The sequence below is a fragment of the Serratia sp. NA_13 genome, assembly GCF_052691735.1.
The window spans coordinates 475,460-494,409 of the sequence record NZ_JBQZFV010000002.1 but is presented as its reverse complement, the minus strand read 5'-3'; the positions used below and the strand labels follow the sequence as shown (position 1 = coordinate 494,409).

At 54.8% G+C, this 18,950-nt stretch carries 19 protein-coding genes and 1 pseudogene; 12 read left to right on the top strand and 8 right to left on the bottom strand.

From position 1 onward, the window contains the following. Nucleotides 1-3 precede the first annotated feature (3 nt). Nucleotides 4-933, bottom strand: coding sequence for a LysR substrate-binding domain-containing protein (locus ACUTSU_RS05930; RefSeq protein WP_445649928.1), 930 nt, complete (start codon nt 931-933; stop codon nt 4-6). Nucleotides 934-1,048: 115 nt separating this feature from the next. Here ACUTSU_RS05930 and ACUTSU_RS05925 point away from each other — a divergent pair, with 115 nt between their 5' ends. Both ACUTSU_RS05925 and ACUTSU_RS05920 read left to right on the top strand, forming a co-directional pair. After that, nucleotides 1,049-2,203, top strand: a complete 1,155-nt coding sequence (locus ACUTSU_RS05925; RefSeq protein WP_445653888.1) for a pyridoxal phosphate-dependent aminotransferase — start codon at nt 1,049-1,051, stop codon at nt 2,201-2,203. Nucleotides 2,204-2,245: 42 nt separating this feature from the next. After that, a complete protein-coding gene (locus tag ACUTSU_RS05920) occupies nt 2,246-3,025 on the top strand; it encodes an ABC transporter substrate-binding protein (protein WP_445653887.1) in 780 nt (259 codons plus the stop codon). 37 nt (nt 3,026-3,062) lie between these two features. On the opposite strand, the gene ddlA is transcribed toward ACUTSU_RS05920, so the two are convergent. Beyond that, entirely contained in the window at nt 3,063-4,166 is a 1,104-nt protein-coding gene (gene ddlA, locus ACUTSU_RS05915) for a D-alanine--D-alanine ligase (RefSeq protein WP_445653886.1), read from the bottom strand. A gap of 169 nt (nt 4,167-4,335) precedes the next feature. Here ddlA and ACUTSU_RS05910 point away from each other — a divergent pair, with 169 nt between their 5' ends. Genes ACUTSU_RS05910 through dld form a run of 3 tightly spaced genes read left to right on the top strand, consistent with a single transcriptional unit; the run spans nt 4,336 to nt 7,077 of the window. Continuing rightward, the gene (locus tag ACUTSU_RS05910; protein ID WP_006324220.1) at nt 4,336-4,539 is read left to right on the top strand and encodes a ParD-like family protein; all 204 of its coding nucleotides are present in this window, start codon (nt 4,336-4,338) and stop codon (nt 4,537-4,539) included. Continuing rightward, on the top strand, nt 4,536-5,330 hold the full coding sequence (map, locus tag ACUTSU_RS05905) for a type I methionyl aminopeptidase (protein WP_445653885.1): 795 nt from the start codon (nt 4,536-4,538) through the stop codon (nt 5,328-5,330). The genes ACUTSU_RS05910 and map overlap by 4 nt, the downstream gene beginning before the upstream one ends. Before the next feature lie 49 nt (nt 5,331-5,379). Continuing rightward, nucleotides 5,380-7,077, top strand: coding sequence for a D-lactate dehydrogenase (gene dld / locus ACUTSU_RS05900; RefSeq protein ID WP_445649924.1), 1,698 nt, complete (start codon nt 5,380-5,382; stop codon nt 7,075-7,077). A 54-nt stretch (nt 7,078-7,131) separates the two neighbouring features. On the opposite strand, the gene ACUTSU_RS05895 is transcribed toward dld, so the two are convergent. Then, nucleotides 7,132-7,722: a Yip1 family protein gene (locus ACUTSU_RS05895; RefSeq protein WP_012005797.1), complete on the bottom strand. Its 591-nt coding sequence runs from the start codon at nt 7,720-7,722 to the stop codon at nt 7,132-7,134. Nucleotides 7,723-7,927: 205 nt separating this feature from the next. Between ACUTSU_RS05895 and ACUTSU_RS05890 the strand changes: the two genes are divergently transcribed. The 6 genes and pseudogenes from ACUTSU_RS05890 to ACUTSU_RS05865 all read left to right on the top strand — a co-directional run bounded on the left by ACUTSU_RS05890 (nt 7,928) and on the right by ACUTSU_RS05865 (nt 12,655). Next, nucleotides 7,928-8,398, top strand: a complete 471-nt coding sequence (locus ACUTSU_RS05890) for an acyltransferase (protein ID WP_445649923.1) — start codon at nt 7,928-7,930, stop codon at nt 8,396-8,398. Then, nucleotides 8,395-8,937 (top strand): GNAT family N-acetyltransferase, encoded by a 543-nt coding sequence (locus tag ACUTSU_RS05885; RefSeq protein ID WP_445653884.1) that lies wholly within the window; start codon nt 8,395-8,397, stop codon nt 8,935-8,937. Before ACUTSU_RS05890 ends, ACUTSU_RS05885 begins: the two co-directional genes overlap by 4 nt. A gap of 104 nt (nt 8,938-9,041) precedes the next feature. Further along, nucleotides 9,042-9,875, top strand: a complete 834-nt coding sequence (locus ACUTSU_RS05880; protein ID WP_445653883.1) for a DUF1460 domain-containing protein — start codon at nt 9,042-9,044, stop codon at nt 9,873-9,875. Nucleotides 9,876-10,008: 133 nt separating this feature from the next. Further along, nucleotides 10,009-10,821, top strand: a complete 813-nt coding sequence (locus ACUTSU_RS05875) for a MetQ/NlpA family lipoprotein (protein ID WP_445653882.1) — start codon at nt 10,009-10,011, stop codon at nt 10,819-10,821. 137 nt (nt 10,822-10,958) lie between these two features. Then, a pseudogene (locus ACUTSU_RS05870) lies at nt 10,959-11,987 on the top strand (MerR family transcriptional regulator). 125 nt (nt 11,988-12,112) lie between these two features. Next, entirely contained in the window at nt 12,113-12,655 is a 543-nt protein-coding gene (locus ACUTSU_RS05865; protein ID WP_445653881.1) for a GNAT family N-acetyltransferase, read from the top strand. Between the two features lie 35 nt (nt 12,656-12,690). On the opposite strand, the gene ACUTSU_RS05860 is transcribed toward ACUTSU_RS05865, so the two are convergent. From ACUTSU_RS05860 to ACUTSU_RS05840, 5 genes are all read right to left on the bottom strand, one after another. Next, nucleotides 12,691-13,611, bottom strand: coding sequence for a DUF808 domain-containing protein (locus ACUTSU_RS05860; protein ID WP_445649917.1), 921 nt, complete (start codon nt 13,609-13,611; stop codon nt 12,691-12,693). A gap of 125 nt (nt 13,612-13,736) precedes the next feature. Then, entirely contained in the window at nt 13,737-14,654 is a 918-nt protein-coding gene (locus ACUTSU_RS05855; RefSeq protein WP_445649916.1) for an AEC family transporter, read from the bottom strand. A 12-nt stretch (nt 14,655-14,666) separates the two neighbouring features. Continuing rightward, nucleotides 14,667-15,671: a TauD/TfdA family dioxygenase gene (locus ACUTSU_RS05850; protein ID WP_445653880.1), complete on the bottom strand. Its 1,005-nt coding sequence runs from the start codon at nt 15,669-15,671 to the stop codon at nt 14,667-14,669. 401 nt (nt 15,672-16,072) lie between these two features. Beyond that, complete coding sequence (gene pbpG, locus ACUTSU_RS05845) at nt 16,073-17,002, bottom strand: D-alanyl-D-alanine endopeptidase (protein ID WP_445650241.1); 930 nt, start codon at nt 17,000-17,002, stop codon at nt 16,073-16,075. Nucleotides 17,003-17,163: 161 nt separating this feature from the next. Further along, complete coding sequence (locus tag ACUTSU_RS05840; protein ID WP_445649914.1) at nt 17,164-18,267, bottom strand: adenosylhomocysteinase; 1,104 nt, start codon at nt 18,265-18,267, stop codon at nt 17,164-17,166. 96 nt (nt 18,268-18,363) lie between these two features. On the opposite strand from ACUTSU_RS05840, the gene ACUTSU_RS05835 reads away from it, so the two are divergent. Continuing rightward, nucleotides 18,364-18,927, top strand: a complete 564-nt coding sequence (locus ACUTSU_RS05835) for a DedA family protein (RefSeq protein WP_445649913.1) — start codon at nt 18,364-18,366, stop codon at nt 18,925-18,927. Nucleotides 18,928-18,950 lie beyond the last annotated feature (23 nt).

Genomic DNA, 18,950 nt, shown 5'->3' with positions numbered 1-18,950 from the left:
AAGTTACAAGCTGTTAGCGGAGGCCGGTCGATAGTTTTGCAGCCGGCGACGACTTTGCGCCGCTTCATCGCTGAGGAAATTGACCAGCTCGGTCAATGCCACCGGCACCACCGCCTGTTCAGGATAGACCAAATAATAGGCTGCGCCGCTGACCACGCTGAGCGGGAACGGTGTGACGATACGCTGAGCCTGGATATCTTCCTCCAGCAGGCACAGGTCGCCGATGGCGATGCCAAACCCCTGTAATGCGGCGCTCATCGCCAGATCGAGCGTATCGAAATGCTGCGCCTTGCCGGATGGCAACGCATCGCTCCCCGTCGCCTTCAGCCACAACAGCCAATCGCGGCGATCGCGAGTGGGGTGCAGCAGGGTTTTATCCGCCAAATCGGCTGGCGTGGGGGGACGTGACAAGTCGGGCAGGTAAGACGGCGTGCAGACCGGTGTGAGAATTTCATCGAACAGATGATGCACCCGCAATTTTTTACCCTGTGGCTGACCGAATACCACCGCGGCATCAAAATGTTCTGCGCCAAAATCCAGCCCGTGCGACACCGAGGCGGTCAGCTCAATATGCATTTCCGGCCGTTCATTTTGCAACCGGATAATGCGCGGCAACACCCAGCGCATGGCACAGGTCGGGCACTTGATGCGCAGAGTGCCCGGTTGCGCCCCCACCCGCACCAGTGCCTCATCCAACTGACCCAGTGCCTGCTGTACCGGTGCCAGCAGCATTGCGCCCTGCGGGGTCAGCGTCAGCCCGCGTGCCCGGCGGCTGAACAACGGGTAACCCAGATGTTGCTCCAGACCGAGGATCTGCCGACTGACCGCGCCCTGCGTCAGATGCAGACTCTGGGCGGCATGGGTGAAATTAAGCCGTTGCGCCACTACCACAAAGGTTTTCAATACGTCGAGCGAAGGTAAGGGTATTGACATAACGGCCTCTCAAGCCATGAGATTAACTCATGGCTAGTATGACAAACTTTCCCTTGTTGGCCCACCCACTGTGATGCTTAATCAAACGATACCTCCCACTTCCCTGGAGCTACTCATGCAGAGCGCCTGCTCACACCGCTCGAAGTTGCCGGACGTCGGCACCACTATTTTCACCGTTATCGGCCAGCTTAGCGCCGAACATCAGGCGTTGAATCTGTCGCAGGGCGCACCGAACTTCGCCTGTGAACCGCAGTTGGTCGAAGCGGTGGCACAAGCCATGCGCAGCGGTCATAACCAGTACGCACCGATGAGCGGCGTGGCGGCATTACGCACCGCACTGGCGGATAAAGTTGAACGTTTGTATGGCGCACGCTATGACGCAGACGAAGAAATCACGGTTATTGCCAGTGCTAGTGAAGGATTGTATTCCGCCATCAGCGCGCTGGTGCATGCGGGCGATGAGGTGATTTATTTTGAACCGGCGTTCGACAGCTATGCGCCAATCGTGCGCTTGCAAGGCGCGATCCCGGTCGCCATCAAACTGTCGCTGCAGGACCTGCATATTGACTGGGACGAAGTCGCCGCCGCCATTAATAGCAAAACACGGATGATCATCGTCAATAGTCCACACAACCCGACCGGCAGCGTGTTTGGCGAGCATGACATCGAACGGCTGACCGCCCTGACGCGCAACACCGATATCGTCATTCTGTCCGACGAGGTTTATGAACATGTGGTGTTCGACGGCGATATTCACCACAGTATGGCGCGCCACCCACAGCTGGCCGAACGCAGCGTGATAGTGTCGTCGTTTGGCAAAACCTATCACGTGACCGGCTGGCGTGTCGGTTACTGCATGGCGCCGGCAGCATTGATGGACGAGATCCGCAAGGTGCACCAGTTTATGGTGTTCTCCGCCGATACGCCGATGCAGTACGCCTTCGCCGAGGCGCTGGGCAATCCGCAACGTTATCTGGGTCTGGCAGACTTCTATCAACAAAAACGTGATTTACTGGCGAGCGCGCTGCAGGATTCGCGTTTTGAATTGCTGCCCAGCCGTGGCAGTTTCTTTATGTTGGCCCGCTTTAGCGGTTTCAGTAACGAAAGCGACAACGATTTTGCGGTGCGCCTGATCCGCGAAGCCAAAGTCGCGACGATCCCGCTGTCGGCGTTTTACAGCGACGGCACCAACACTGGCATCATTCGACTGAGTTTTTCAAAAGACAATGAGACCCTGCTGGAGGGCGCACGCCGTCTGTGTCAGGTATAAGAAATTTATTTTTGCTTTGACCATGGGAAAAGGGCTCCAACTATGAAATCACTGAAAACGTTGATCGCCGCAGGCTGCCTGCTGGCCGCCGGTTCCACGCTGGCGGCGGAAAACACAATGCGCTTCGGGCTGGAAGCGCTGTATCCCCCGTTCGAATCCAAATCAGCCAGCGGCAAGCTCGAAGGCTTTGATATCGATCTGGGCAAGGCGGTGTGTGCCGCCGCCCAGCTAAAATGCAGTTGGGTCGAGACCTCGTTCGACAGCCTGATCCCGGCGCTGAAGGCTCGCAAGTTCGATGCTATCAATTCGGCGATGAACGTCACCGAACAGCGTCGTCAGGCAATAGACTTTACCGATTCAATCTATCAGGTGCCGAATCGCCTGATCGCCAGGACTGACAGCGGTCTGATGCCTAACGCCACCTCGCTGGCGGGCAAACACATCGGCGTGCTGCAAGGCTCGATTCAGGAAACCTATGCCAAGGCCCACTGGGCACCGCAGGGTGTAGACGTGGTGTCCTATCAGGATCAGAACCAGGTTTATCTTGACCTGACCGCCGGGCGGCTCGACGCAACGCTGGTGATGGCACCATCAGGCCAAAGCGGTTTCCTGGCGCACCCGGATGGTAAGGGTTTCGCCTTTGTCGGTGATGCGGTCAGCGACGACAAAATTCTCGGTGAGGGCATTGCCTTCGGTCTGCGTAAGGGTGATGACGCACTGAAGAAAAAGCTGAATGAGGCGATCGTCAAAGTGAAACAGCAAGGTACCGTGGGTGAGCTGGCGAAGAAATATTTTGGCGATATTGATGTGACAGTGAAGTAAGAAATCAGGGGCGAAAATCACTTCGCCCCTGATTGTTTTACCGATCAAACACCGAGCTGTTCAAAGCGCGATCCTGCTGATGACGTTCCAGCGCCAGCTCAATCAGGCGAGTGATCAGTTGGCTGTAGCTCACACCGCTAGCGGCCCAGAGTTTGGGGTACATGCTGATATTGGTGAATCCTGGCAGCGTGTTGATTTCGTTGATCACCACGTTGTTGTCCGGCGTCAGGAAAACATCGACGCGCGCCAGCCCGAAACACTCCAGCGCCCGGAAGGCTTTTAGCGCCACGTCGCGGATTTTATCGCTCACCTCCGGCTCAATCGCCGCCGGCACTATCACCTGAGCGCCCTGCTCATTGATGTATTTGGTGTCGTAGGAATAGAAGGTGTCGCTCAGCACGATTTCGCCACACAGGCTGGCCTGGGGTTCGTCGTTGCCCAATACCGCGCACTCTATTTCACGGCCAACAATCGCCGACTCCACCAGCACCTTATGATCGAAGCTGAACGCCAGCGCCACCGCAGCCTCAAAACCGGCGCGATCCTGCACCTTGCTAACGCCTACCGAAGAGCCCTGATTAGCCGGTTTAACAAACAGCGGCAGCCCCAGACGTTCGCTGAGCTGGTCAAAACCGAATTTGGCGCGGTTGCTGCGGGTCAGCGTCACAAACGGCGCTATCGCCAGCCCGGCATCACGCAGCAGGCGTTTGGTCACGTCTTTATCCATGCTGACCGCCGACCCCAACACGCCGGCACCGACGAACGGCAGATTAGCCATTCGCAACAGCCCCTGTAGCGAACCGTCCTCACCCAAGGTGCCATGTACGATTGGGAACACGACATCGAGCTGGCCCAGCGCACCGGCGTTACCTGATTCGATCAGTTGCTGTTTCTCCTGACCGGGGATCAGCGCCACATTTTTATTTGAGCGGTTCAGCGCGATCAGCGCCGGGTTTTCCGCATTCAGCAGGTAATTGGACGCATCGTTAATGTGCCATTGTCCCTGCTTGTCGATCCCCAGCAGCGTGACGTCAAACTTCTCTTTGTCGATTGCATCCACAATGTTTTTTGCCGACTGCAGCGAAACTTCATGCTCCGCCGATTTACCGCCAAAGATCACCCCAACACGTAATTTGCTCACGCCCTAAATCCTTCTGAAAAATCAGTGCAAAAAAGTCGTTTATCACAATAAACGCATTGCCGGGCGGCGACAATCACTGTGAACAAGAATATTCCCATGCCACAGAAAGCAAAATGTGCAGCATCCAAACCATATACACTTCGTATATAAATCACTTCTGGAGCCAACGATGGGCATTGTGAAAATTTCTGACGCGCTGCATGACGATCTGCGCCTCGCCAGCCTGACGATGACGCGTTCGATCAACGCGCAGGCGGAATACTGGATCAAGATCGGCATGTTGGCGGAGTTCCATCCGGAACTGACCTATCCCCAACTGGTAAAAAAAATGATGAAAGATAACGCACTGACGTTGAAGGAGATTGTCGGGTGAAAGAGATTGTGATCAAAACGCCGGAACAGATTGCCAAAATGCGCCACTCTGGCACCCTGCTGGCGCAGGTGTTTGCTATGCTCGATGAGGTGATTGTCGAAGGTATTTCCACTATGGAGATCAACGACCGCGCCGAGGCCTTTATTGTCAATGAACTGAAATCGCGCCCGGCCAGCAAAGGGCAATACGATTTCCCTTATGTGCTCAATACCTCAATTGACGACGTTGTCTGCCACGGCATTCCGACGGTCAGCAAAATCTTGCGCTACGGCATGATTGTTAACGTCGACATTACGCTGGAAAACGACGGCTATATCGCCGATTCCAGCAAGATGTACTGCATCGGCCAGACCACGCCGGTGGCCAAACGACTGGTGAACAACGTGTATGAGTCGTTGTGGCAAGGCATCCGGGCAGTAAAACCGGGGGCGACGTTGGGTGATATCGGCCACGCCATTCAACAGCACGCCGAACAGGCCGGCTACAGTATTGTGCGTGAGTACTGCGGTCACGGTATCGGCCAAGATATGCACGAAGAGCCGACGGTGCTGCACTTTGGCCAGCCGGGAACCGGAATGGTCTTGCAGGAAGGCATGGTGTTTACCATCGAGCCCATGATTAACCAGGGCGACCACCGGATAAAACAGAAGAAAGACGGCTGGACGGTGGTGACCCGCGACAAAAAACTGTCGGCCCAATGGGAACACACCGTGGCAGTCACCGCCGATGGCGTGGAGATCCTGACGCTGCGGGACGAAGAACGCCAGGCCGGTTTTGCAGAACGTTATTAAGCCACTCAGTTAATAAGTTATTAACTTAATTATTCGAAGGGAGATCGGTATGACGCAGTCCAACCAGGCATTTCTCAATCAGCTTAAAAACATCGTCGGCAGCCCGCAGTTGCTGACCGGCGAACGCAGCACCGAACGCTATCGCAAAGGCTTCCGCTCCGGCGTTGGCCAGGCACTGGCGGTGGTGTTCCCGACCAGCCTGTTGCAGCTCTGGCAACTGCTGGAGGCCTGCGTCGCTGCCGACAAAATTGTCATCATGCAGGCGGCCAATACCGGCCTGACCGAAGGTTCAACCCCTAGCGGCAATGACTACGACCGCGATGTCGTCATTATCAGCACCCTGCGGCTCAACCACGTGCAGGTGCTGGATAACGGCAAACAGGTGGTCGGTTTCCCCGGCAGTACCCTTAATCAGTTGGAAAAATTGCTCAAACCCTATGGCCGCGAACCGCATTCGGTGATTGGCTCCTCCTGTATCGGTGCGTCGGTGATCGGTGGCGTGTGTAATAACTCCGGTGGTTCGCTGGTCAAACGCGGCCCGGCCTACACCGAGATGGCGCTGTATGCCCAGTTGGGGGAAGACGGTCAATTGCGGCTGGTGAATCATTTGGGCATTAACCTGGGCGATACGCCGGAGGAAATTCTCACCCGGCTGGAAAAAGGCGACTACCGGCCGGAGGATGTCGAGCACGGCGAACTACGTGCTTCCGACAACGAATACGCCAGCCGGGTACGCGACGTCGATGCCGATACGCCCTCCCGGTTTAATGCCGACAAGCGCCGCCTGTACGAGGCCTCCGGCTGCGCCGGCAAGCTGGCGGTGTTTGCGGTACGGCTGGACACCTTCGAGAAAGAAGGCAAGGAACAGGTGTTTTATATCGGTACCAACGACACCGCCGTGTTGACCGAACTGCGCCGCCATATGCTGAGCCAGTTCGACAACCTGCCGGTAGCCGGCGAGTATATGCACCGGGATATTTTTGATATTGCCGAAGTGTACGGCAAAGATACCTTTATGATGATAGACAAGCTCGGCACCGACCAGATGCCCAGCTTCTTCACCCTGAAAGGCCGTATGGATGCCAGCCTTAACAAGCTGCCATTACTGCCGCACAACCTGACCGACCGGCTGATGCAGGGCCTGAGCCATCTGGCCCCCAGCCACCTGCCGAAACGGATGAAAGACTACCGCGAACGCTTTGAACATCACCTGCTGCTGAAAATGGCAGGTCCAGGCGTTGAAGAAGCGCAGCAGTACCTGAAACAGTACTTTGCCCAGGCCGACGGCGAGTTTTTCACCTGCACACCGGACGAGGGCAAGAAAGCCTTCCTGCACCGCTTTGCCGCCGCCGGTGCCGCCGTGCGTTACCATGCGGTGCACGCCGACAAGGTAGAAGATATTCTGGCACTGGATATCGCGTTGCGCCGTAACGACACCGACTGGTTCGAAACCCTGCCGCCGGAAATCGACAGCCAGTTGGTGCACAAACTGTATTACGGCCACTTTATGTGTCACGTATTCCATCAGGATTATGTGGTGAAAAAAGGCGTCGACAGCCACGCATTGAAAGAGAAAATGCTGGCGATCCTCGACCAGCGCGGCGCTGAGTACCCGGCGGAACATAACGTCGGCCATCTATACCCGGCCAAGCCTGACCTGCAGGCGTTCTACCGTTCTGCCGATCCGACCAACAGCTTTAATCCGGGCCTGGGCAAAACCAGCAAGCGGAAAAACTGGGCCTCCTGAATAGCAAAAGCCCCTCACGCCAGACCGGCGTGAGGGGCAATATCAAAACAGAGTTTAGAATAACCAGGAACCATACCCCCACAGCAACACCGTTACCCCCAGCAGCAACTCAAGCAACAAGATGCCGATGGCAAAGGTAGAGCTGGAGAAGATAAACCCTTCCTTACTGTCGATATTCAGGAAGTGTGGGATACCCAGATTCAGCAGATAGCCGGAATAGCACAGGCCAATCACGCCAACAAACAGACACAGCCACACGACGGGATACAGCGCCACAATGCCGCTGAGGAACATCGGGGTAGCGATATAGCCGGCAAACACCATGCAGCGATGCAGACTCGGACGCACTTCATAACGCCGTGCCATCCAGTGGATCACTTTCCCCATGATGGCCACACCTGCCAGCATCAACAGGTAGAAAGCCACCGCAGTATAAGATGCGGTGAACATGTCGAGCCGGATAGCCTGTCCTTCGCCGGAGAGCCAGCCCAGTTGGGTGGTACCGATAAAGGCGCAGACAACCGGTATCAACGCCAGCAGCAGTACATGGTGGGTGTAAAGGTGCGAGACGCTTTCGTTCTCGCTTTTGATTTGTTCGAACTCGGTGCTTGGATGCGCCAGAAGTCCCCAAACATGACTAACCATGAGACACCTCCTCCATCGCCGTAGGTCGCGCTCGGCGAACGAATTTACCCCTCTGACGGATTGCTAACCGTGCGAGGATTGCGGCCACGGGGCTCTCTCCCCTGTACTAATTATAGTCTTTCGCTGAAAAAACGTTCGGTAAAGCACAGACGTGGCGAAAGTTTGTTTTATAATTCCCCCCTGTGTCACTGCCGTGAGGAATGTCATGTCATCCGCCATTCGTGTTCTTCAGGCCGGTATTGTCGATGTCGACGCCGGTCAAAATGTCACCCTGGTTCAGCCCTGTAATCTGTATGGCTGCCGACTCGGCGATGGAGTGTTCGTCGGGCCCTTTGTCGAGATCCAAAAAAACGTCAGCATTGGTGCCCGCAGCAAAATTCAGTCACACAGTTTTATCTGTGAATATGTCACTATTGGCGCGGACTGCTTTATCGGCCACAACGTCACCTTCGCCAACGATCTGTTTAAAGATGGCTCGCCCAATGCCGATGCAAGCAGTTGGGGCCGAACGCAAATTGGCGATGGTGTTTCCATCGGTTCCGGTGCCACGGTGCTGGCGGTGGAAATCTGCAGCGGTGCGGTGATCGGTGCCGGTTCAGTGGTCACCAAAAACATCACCCGTAAAGGGATCTATGCCGGTAACCCGGCGCGTTTGCTGAGGGAGCTTGCCCCATGAGCCAGGCGATCCAAATTGCCCCGGCCAGCCGTTTACCCGACGGCTACCTGACCGGTTGCGACTTTAGCTTTCACATCACCCACTACGCCCAACCCGTTTTTGATGCGCCGATCGACAGTTGGCCGTTGCTGCCGGTTACTCCCTTTCGCAAGAACTACCCGTTGGCCCCGTTCGTCAACGATGAAAGCGACACCTTTCTGGCCCATCATCGCGGCGAGCCGGTCGGCCATATTACACTGAGCAATAACTGGAACGGCTATGCGCTGATTGAAGAAATCGTGGTCAGCGCCCACGTACGCCGCCTGGGGGTTGCCAGCGCATTGCTGGAAACTGCCCAGCACTGGGCTCAACGCCACGAAACCGCCGGGCTGATGCTGGAAACGCAAAATACCAATCTGCCCGCCTGCCGCTGTTATCAACGCTTTGGCTTTATCCTCGGCGGCATCGACCACCTGCTGTATCGAGCTCAACCGGACATCGCCGATCACGAAATCGCCCTATTCTGGTACCTGCCGTTTAACAGTGAAATCGGTTATTAAGTGTTAACCGAACGTTAAGACTATGTTTAAGCATTGCCCCTCCAGGCAATAGTGAGAGCTGTTATCATTTTCACCATCACGGGCCAAAACCATCGGAGGGGAAAATGTACAAGGTTGTTTCATTAATATTGGCTATTGCACTCAGCGGCTGTGCAGATAAAATTCCCGTTGGGCAAACGCCTGAACCCACTATTACCTCACCTGCAGATCTCAAGGCCAGCATGGATAACCAGACGTTAAACAAACTCAATCAGCTTCTCGCCCTGCGCGCCGCTGCACAGGCAGAGCAGCAGGATAGCGGCCACATGATCGATCTGCTGTCCCGCCCCTTCCTTGGGACGCCTTACGTGGCCAACATGCTGATTGGCTCGCAGGATACGCCGGAAAAGCTGGTGATCGACTTCCGTGGTTTGGACTGTTTTACCTATATCGATTACGTCGATGCCCTACGCCAGGCGAGCAACCAGACCGATTTTGTCCAGCGGCTGACCCACATACGTTATGCCAGTGGTGAAATCAGCTTCCTGCAACGCAAGCATTTCTTTAGCGATTGGTCACATCAGGCCAAAACCAACGTCACTGATATCACCGCCTCACTCAGCCCGCATACGGTCACGCTGGTGAAAAACCTGAACCAAAAGTCAGACGGCAGCAGCTATCTGCCGGGGCTGAAAAACGTTCAGCGCAATATCACCTACCTGCCCAGCGATTTTATTGACGACAAGGTACTGGCCCAGTTGCACACCGGCGATTACATCGGCATTTACACCCATTTGGCCGGGCTGGACGTCACCCATACCGGCATCTATATCATGACCGAAAACGGCCCGGTGCTGCGTAACGCCTCTTCACGCAAAGAAAATATGCAGGTGGTGGACTCGCCCTTTATGGATTACGTACTGGCCACGCCGGGCATTGTGGTATTTCGCGCCAAATAAGGGCGCGCACTAAAACTTCCTGTTATTAGTTAGAAGCCTTTGTGCTGAGCAGGTGTTTGACTTCCCCACGGGTTCAGGCTTAGCTAACAGCACAAAACCAACTGATTTCATTGTTTTTTTCAGGGAGAGGTCGATGTCCAAAAACTGGCGTTATACCCCACTGCTGGCGGCATTCGCCGCCGTACTGGCGCTGCAAGGCTGCGACCAAAAAACCGATCAGAATCATATCAAGGTCGGGGTCATCAACGGCGCAGAACAGGACGTGGCGGAAATGGCCAAACAGGTGGCTAAAGAGAAGTACGGCCTGGAGGTCGAACTGGTCGGTTTCAGTGGTTCGCTGCTGCCCAACGAGGCTACCGATAAAGGCGAGCTGGATGCCAACGTGTTCCAGCACCGGCCGTTCCTCGAACAGCAGAATAAAGATCACGGCTACAAGCTGGTGGCAGTGGGTAATACCTTCGTGTTCCCGATGGCCGGCTATTCGAAAAAAATCAAATCACTGAAAGAATTGCAGGACGGTGCAGTGATCGCCATCCCGCTGGATCCCACCAACCTCGGCCGCGCACTGCTGCTGCTGGAGAAAATCGGTCTGATCACGCTCAAACCGGGCAAAGGGCTGCTGCCAACCTCGCTGGATATCAGCGCCAACCCGCATAACTACAAGATTATGGAACTGGAAGGTGCGCAACTGCCGCAGGTGCTGGATGACCCTAAAGTCACCGTCGCCGTCATCAGCACCACTTACATCAACCAGACCGGTCTGACGCCAACCAAAGACGGCATCTTTATCGAAGACAAGAATTCGCCGTACACCAACATTATCGTGACGCGTGAAGACAACAAGGATGCGCCGAACGTGCAAAACTTCATCAAGGCCTACGAGTCGGATGAGGTCGCCAGTGCCGCCGAGAAAATCTTCAACGGCGGCGCGGTAAAAGGCTGGTAATCAACCCATTAATTTCAATTGCGGGTTCTATTAATGGAGCCCGCAACTCCCCCCGAAAATATCCACATTCCCCCTATTGACCCTCACGCCACGTCAGGCTTTAGTATTTCTGCACGCACAAGGGAGGAGCACATCACATGCTATTGAAAGTTGGCGAACTGGCCCGCCGTTCCGGCATCACCGTCAGGACGCTGCATTAGTACGACAGCATTGGTTTGCTGGTTGCTTCTGCGCGTTCCGACGCCGGGTATCGCTTATATAACCGGGCTGATATTAGCCGCTTGCACCATATTCAGGCGCTGCGCCGAATGGGGATCCCGCTGGCGGAAGTCGGGGCAATTCTGGCACGTTCGGGGATGACGTTAACGACGGTGATTGAGCAGCAAATTGCCATGCTGGAGCAGCAACTGGCGCAGACCGCCGCGCTGCGCGATCGTTTGCAACAGATGCATGCACAGCTCACCGCCGGGGAAGAACCTGAACTGAACGACTGGCTGACGACATTGGAGTTAATGACCATGTACGACAAATATTTTACCGCCGACGAACTGGCACAACTGCCATTCTATCAGGCCGATCCCATGCGCAATCAGCAATGGGCTGAACTGGTCAGCAACATGCGCCAGTTAATCGACAGTGGCGTTGCCCCACAAACGCTACAGGCACAGACTCTGGCCCGGCGTTGGATGCAGATGCTGGAACGCGATACCGCAGGTAACCCGGCGTTTCTCACCCGGCTTAACACCATGCATGCCGACGAACCCTCCATGCGCGAACAAACCGGTATCACCCCGGCAATGACTGACTATGTGACCCGGGCCTTTGCCGAAACCAAGCTGTCCATCTACCAGAAATACCTGTCGAAGGAAGAATACGCCTATGTACGCCAACACTATTTTACCCGCTTGCAGGAGTGGCCGGCGCTGATCGCCCGCTTCCATCAGGCGCTCAATGACGGCGTACCGCCGGAATCCGGGCAGGCGAAACAGCTAGCAACCCAATGGCTTGAGCTGTTCCAGTCCTATGCAGGTACCAACCCGGCCACCCAGATGAAAATTCGCCAGGCCATGGAGCGGGAACCCACGCTGGCCGAGGGCACCTGGCTGACCCCAGCGTTGCTGCGTTATTTGCAGCAGGCGGTGGCGCAGTTAATGCGCGGTACATGATGAATCGTCATCACACGACCATAGGTTTTTCTTATCTCCGGCATAAGAAAGCCCAATTTACCTCGTTGATAAAGGCGGCGCATAATGCGCTTATCTTATGATCTTTAAGGTAAACAGGAACCAGCATGCTTCATTCTGCTCCGCTGTTGCTCGTCGACGCCACGCCAGATGACATGGCCGCTGTGCAACAGATTTACGCCCATCATGTGTTGTACGGTGCCGCATCTTTTGAAGAAGAGCCGCCAACGCTGGAAGAAATGCAACAGCGGCTCAGTAAGGTGCAGGAGGCTGGGCTGCCCTGGCTGGTGGCCAAACGGGCGGGTCAGGTGGTGGGATACTGTTACGCTACCCCTTACCGACCCCGCCCGGCCTACCGATTTACCGTAGAGGAATCGGTATATATTGCCGACGGGCAACAAGGTCAGGGTATTGGCAAACTGTTATTGGCCGAATTGATCGCCCGCTGCGAGCTGGGTCCCTGGCGCCAGATGTTGGCTACCGTTGGTAATGCCAAAGAGAATCAGGGTTCGCTGGCTCTGCATAAGACTCTGGGATTTTGCAGCGTGGGCACGCTAAAGGCGGTGGGCTTTAAACTGGGCGAGTGGCGTGATACTCACATCATGCAGCGCACGCTGGGGGAAGCTAGCGATAACTTGCCGCAGAACTGATAAACCGGGTGCGGCAGAGGCACCCGGCAAGATCATCAGGCTTTTAAACGGCCACGAATGGCACCAAGAGCTGAAACCACCAGCAGCACCACGCCGCCGGCAATCAAACCAAATACCACGTTGAGCAAGGCAGGAATAACCCCCTGCAAGATCTGGCCGAAGGTCGGCACTACGGTGGCATAGGATGCCCAGTCCTCAAACAGATGATGTATCGGCGGCAGGCCATGGGTCAGGATGCCGCCACCGACCATAAACATCGCGATGGTGCCAACGATCGACAGAGTCTTCATCAGGTAAGGTGCAGCACTGACTATGCCGTTACCGATAGAACGGACCAACGCACTGCTTTTACGACTCAGATACAGCCCCAAATCGTCGAGTTTGACGATGCCAGCCACGATGCCGTAAACCCCCGCCGTCATCACAATGGCGATACCGCATAAAACGATCACCTGCTGGCTGAAGGTGGCTCCTGCTACGGTGCCCAGCGTAATGGCAATAATCTCGGCGGACAGCACAAAGTCAGTCCGTATTGCCCCTTTCACTTTACGTTGTTCGTAGGCCGCCACATCTTCGTTGGCATCCAGCGCCTCTTTCTTTTCCTCACCCGCCTGCTTGCTGTGGGTCAGGCTGTGAAAGACTTTCTCAAACCCTTCGTAGCACAGGTAGGCACCGCCCACCATCAACAGCGGCGTAATTGCCCAAGGGGCGAATACGCTGATCAGTAACGCCAGCGGCACCAGAATCAGCTTGTTGATAAACGAGCCCTTGGCCACGCTCCACACCACTGGCAGCTCGCGATCGGCCTTGACTCCGGAAACCTGTTGCGCATTGAGCGCCAGATCGTCCCCCAGTACCCCGGCGGTTTTTTTCGCCGCCATTTTTGTCATCAACGAGACGTCGTCCAGCAGCGAAGCAATGTCGTCGATTAAAGTCAGTAAGCTACTTCCAGCCAAAGCGGTTCATCCTTTTCAAATTCATTGGTCGTTACCCGTTTAGCATAGCGTTAAACGTCCTGGAATGGGTATCGGATGATGGCGGAAAATACCGGGAGCAGAACCAACAGCTCCCGGCCTGCGAGTTAAATCGCCACGCTTCCCAGAATGAAAGTGACGGTCATGACTGACAACAGCGTGGTCCAGGTAATGATGGACGCCATAGCTTCATGATCGCCCCCCATCTGCCGCGCCAAAATATAGGCGTTACCGGCGCAGGGAACGGCGGAATAAAGGATAGCTATACTGGCCGGCACGCCTGTGGCACCAAAATACTTCACCAGCGCAATGGTGATCAGTGGCATCGCCACCAGTTTGAGCAGCGTCGCATAAGAAATGGAAACCATTTTGCGAATATGCATGCTGACAATCAGCCCCGCGCCGACCGACATCAGGCTCAGCGGTGTGGCGGCGTTGGCCAGATACTGGAACAACTGTTTGATGGCACCGGTGATATGCAGGTTAAGCAAGTTCATCAGGACACCCAACAAGGCACCGATAATCAAGGGGTTTTTGGTCAGGGCCAATACCGCGCCGCTCAGACTTTTCTTGCTGCCGGTACCGTAGTGATTCATCACCAGCACGCTCAGTATATTGGTCAGAATGATCATGTAGGCCACGAAAAAACCGGACAGCGCTACGCCCTCACTGCCGAACAGCGACTGAGACAACGCGATAAACACATAAGAGTTATACCTGACTCCCCCCTGAAAAATTGAGGTGAAGAGATCGGGTGAGGTATCAACAAAGAACTTCACCGCAAAGATAATCAAGGCAATGAGCAGAGTCGATATGATAGTCGCCATAACGGGATAAAAACTGTCCGCGCCGCTAAAGTTCGCCTCACTAATATCCAGAATCAATAATGCCGGGAAGAAAAGATAATAAACAAACTTATCTGAGAACCCCCAAAAAACGGCGACATCCTTGACATATACCTTAGAGAGAAAGCCAAATACAATTAATAGGAAAATAGGTAAAATAGAAAGAAAAACGTTTAACATACACAATCGCCTTTAAATCGAAAAAATGCGGTCTTCAATCTGATTAAGATTACGATGGTTCCACAAACTGGCTGAAACGAAAACTCGCTGTACCCAACGTAGCGGCGTGTCGTTCTCATCATAAGAAGGGGTGAATTTATCACGCGAATGCAAAGCAAATCGATTATCGATATAAACCAAATCGCCAGGGCAGATATCTATGCCGACCGCATTTTCTTTAATCAGGCCATAAAAACGCTCCAGCGCAACCTCCGCTCGCGACGTGCTGGCAGAGATCATTCCCGGATAGAAGACGGCGCTGACATCCGGCAGAATATGGTTTTGCGAAATCAACGGCACCAGTGCGGTTTCCTCCCTGCCACCCTGATTGGACTGGCGCCAACGGTAAGGCAGCTTGATGCTGTACAGCGGGCTGGCCAGAATCGCTATATCTTCCTGACTCAGTTGGGCGATCGCCAACCGTGAATCGGAAATGCGCGTCAGCGGGCTTTGCGGATCACGCCGCACGCCCGCTAGCAGCAGGCCCATCGGGGATACGTTAAACTGCTCAAGATGTTTCAGTGCCGCGTTTTCAATATGAAAATCCAATTCCACATCAAAGCCCAACCCGGTGTATTCTTTTTTCGCCTCCCGTTTGGGGATCAAATTATTGATAATCTCCTTCCCTTCAAAATACATGGAGTAAGGTTCACCGATAAGAGTAGATATACCTACCAGCAGGTTTTCACTGATATTTCCTGATTTTGCAGATGGTGTATATTCATTCGGGCAGGGTGAGAAAAAAACCTCTTTATCTATTGGCGCATTTTTTAGAATAAAATAGGGTCTGGGTTTGATCGAAGCTTTTTGTTTTCCCAACGCAGCACTTACGCGATGAGGTAAATAATGCATCATTGCCGATCGGATAGCATGAATATAAGCATCGCCACCGGCAGGATCGTAAGTTATTTTATCCAATGCCAACGATAATTCGTTTTTTTCCTGATCCGTCAATGGGAAAACGTTCTGATAGTCCATTTTGCTTGTTCCTTGAAAACATCGGTATCATTAGAACATCTAATGATACGGCGCGCATGTTAACATTCCGTAAGCAAAATCATAAAGATTTATTAACTAAAAGCGTGATCCTAATCACTGGGCGCAGAAACCTCCATTAATTCATTTAAAACAGCCGGTTAAAAACGCGTCAGACGTAATCTCTCCCTACCCCGCCATGGGCATTGCCCTGGAACATGACAAAAGTGGAAACCTTGCTCATGGGAGGCTGTCCTCACGACGATAAAGTATTCATTAATGATAGCGGATGAACTAGCACCGCGACTCTAGCCAAGGTAATCGGAGATATCGCTGACGGCAAGGATAGGGCTGCATTAGGGGGAGACGCGACCTGCAGAAAACTCCGCAGGCCGCAGAACATATTATTCGGTTTCGTTCTTCGCCAGACGGGCATCTTTCTGACGGCGATAATCACGTGCCGCCGCGGGGATCGGCGTCACCTTACCGGTTTCTATCCAGGTGCGCAGGCGGTTGGCATCGGCAAAGTGGGTGTACTTGCCGAAAGCATCCAGCACCACCAGCGAAACCGAACGCCTACCGATCATGGTCCGCATCGCCAGGCAGTGCCCCGCTTCGTTGGTGAAGCCAGTTTTGGTCAACTGGATATTCCATTTCTGGTTGTATACCAGATGGTTGGTATTGCGGAACGGCAATGTGTAGTTCGGATCCTTAAAACTCGCCATGCGTTCGGTGGTAGTACTGAGCTGGCCAATCAGCGGATATTGCTTGGTGGCAATCAACAGCTTGGTCAGGTCGCGTGCGGTCGAAACGTTATGAATCGACAGCCCGGTCGGCTCCACGTAACGCGTGTTGGTCATTCCCAGCGATTTGGCTTTGGCATTCATCGCTTTGATAAAGGCACCGTAACCGCCCGGATAATGATGCGCCAGACTGGCGGCGGCACGGTTTTCCGACGACATTAATGCCAATAGCAGCATATCTTTACGGCTGATTTCACTGTTCAGACGAACGCGCGAATAGACCCCTTTCATCTCCGGCGTCTGATGTATGTCCACCGACAACATTTCATCCAGCGGCAAATGGGCATCCAGCGTGACCATCGCGGTCATCAGCTTGGTGATCGAAGCGATCGGCACCACTTCATCCGGGTTACGCGCATACATCACCTTGTGGGTCTGCATATCCACTACCATGGCACTGCCGGAAGCCAGTTCAGGCTGGCTGGCCCGAACGGCGGCGTTATTTTCGCTGGCGAGCGCGCGCGGCGCGATGCCTGCTCCTGCCTGCAAAGCGAGCAGGGTTAGTACCAAAACACGTATTTTCACATGAATTACTCTGTGACGAAGAAGATGAAGGTCTTATTTGGCCGAATTATATGTGAGGCGTTTGAAGTTGGCACTGGGATTATACGTGCCGATTTGTGACAAATTCTGTCGAACAGAAAATTGCGCAAACCGCGAGCGCTCTGGGATCGGCGCCCGCGGGAGAAAAGTTACAGCGCCGGCTGCCAGGCCGACTGCGGCAACAGATATAAACCGGGTTGCTGCCGGGCACCGTCACCGACAATATGGCCAATGCCCGCCGCCATCACCGCCAGCGTCACATCAAAGGCATTAAGACTGTCACCGTAGCCCGCCGTCAGGTTGAACATCGAGCCATTGGCCAGTAAATACAGCGTCTTCTCTTCCAGTTGGTAGGCGTTTACAAATGGCATAGGCTCGCTGTGAGGCAGGTTTTGCAGGAAGCCAACGTCAATCTCTGCCGTCACATGACCTACATTGAGAATAAACACCCCGTCCTTCGCCTGCTGCAGATGCCGCGCCGACAGCACGTTTTTCGCCCCGGTCGCCGTGGCGATCACGTCCGCCTGAATAACCGCCGTAGCCAGATCGACCACCGCCCAGCCGTCGTAACGCGCCTGCAATGCCCGCGCCGGATCGATTTCCGCCACGACAACCTGCCCGCCGTAGGCTTTCGCCGCCGCCGCAACGCCCTGCCCAACCAGGCCATAACCAATCACCAGCACGCATTTTTCATGCAGCGTCAGATGCGTAGTCTGGAAGAAGGTGTGCCAGGCGGTGAGGCCGACCATATGACGGTTGTGCAGTCCTTCTTTCACCGGCAGATCGTCCCAATTGAAGATCGGGTAGCGCGGCGCCATGCCATTCAGCCGGCTGATGCCGGAACCGGTGGCTTCCAGCCCGGCGACAATCTGCGGACCTGCGGCCGACTGGTGCAGGCGGGTGGTCAGATCCGCGCCCATTTCGCACAGGTGGGTCGGTTCCCAGGACAATGCACGATCGAAGGATGCCGACCAGTCCGCATCGCTCATGTCACGCCAGGCGTGAGCCTGTGCGCCGCGCCGTTCCAGCCAGGCCACCACGTCATCCTGCACCGTGGTCGGGTTGCAGGTGGTCAGATAAACCGCCGCGCCCTTGTCCAGTAACCCCGCCACCAGCGGCGCCATTTTCAAATCCAGGTGCATGTTGCATGCCAGCCGCACGCCGTTCAAATCGGGCAGCGCCGCAACCGCCGCCCGTGTACGTGACATATGGCGCATCGCCCAGTCCAGTTCGCTCTCAAAATCCTGATACATCTGTTACTCCTCTACGGCTGCGTCGCGCCGACAGGGCGCGGCTGACTGACAGAGAGTATACTGACCCTTTTGAATTAAAGACATAAAGGGAGCCCTATGGCGGATTTGGCCCACTACATTACGAGTTACGGCTACTGGGCGCTGTTTATCGGCTGCCTGGCCGAAGGCGAAACCATCACCCTGCTGGGGGGGATTGCGGCGCATCAAGGGTTACTGCATCTGCCCTGGGTGATAGCGGTGGTGGCATTGGGGGGCACATTAGGGGATCAGATCCTGTATTTCCTCGGTCGACGCTTCGGCGGAAAGGTGATTTCACGCATGAAGAGCCAGGAAAAGCGTATTGATCGCGCCAGAAAGCTAATTGCCCACCACCCGATGCTGTTCGTGATTGGCGTGCGCTTTATGTACGGCTTTCGCATTATTGGCCCGGTGTTAATCGGTGCCAGCAAGCTGCCGCCGTCGCGCTTTGTCCCGTTGAATATTCTGGGCGCCGTCCTGTGGGCGACGATCTTCGTGTTGCTGGGCTATTTCGGCGGTGAAGCCATCACCCGGTTTATCTCGGGCTTCGACAAACGGCTGACCAGCATGCTGTTCTGCGCGCTGGTGATCGCCGTCATCTTGCTGCTGCGATTTTGGTGGCACCGCCGCCATGGCGACTAAGGTTATCGGTTTAGGCTGCGGGG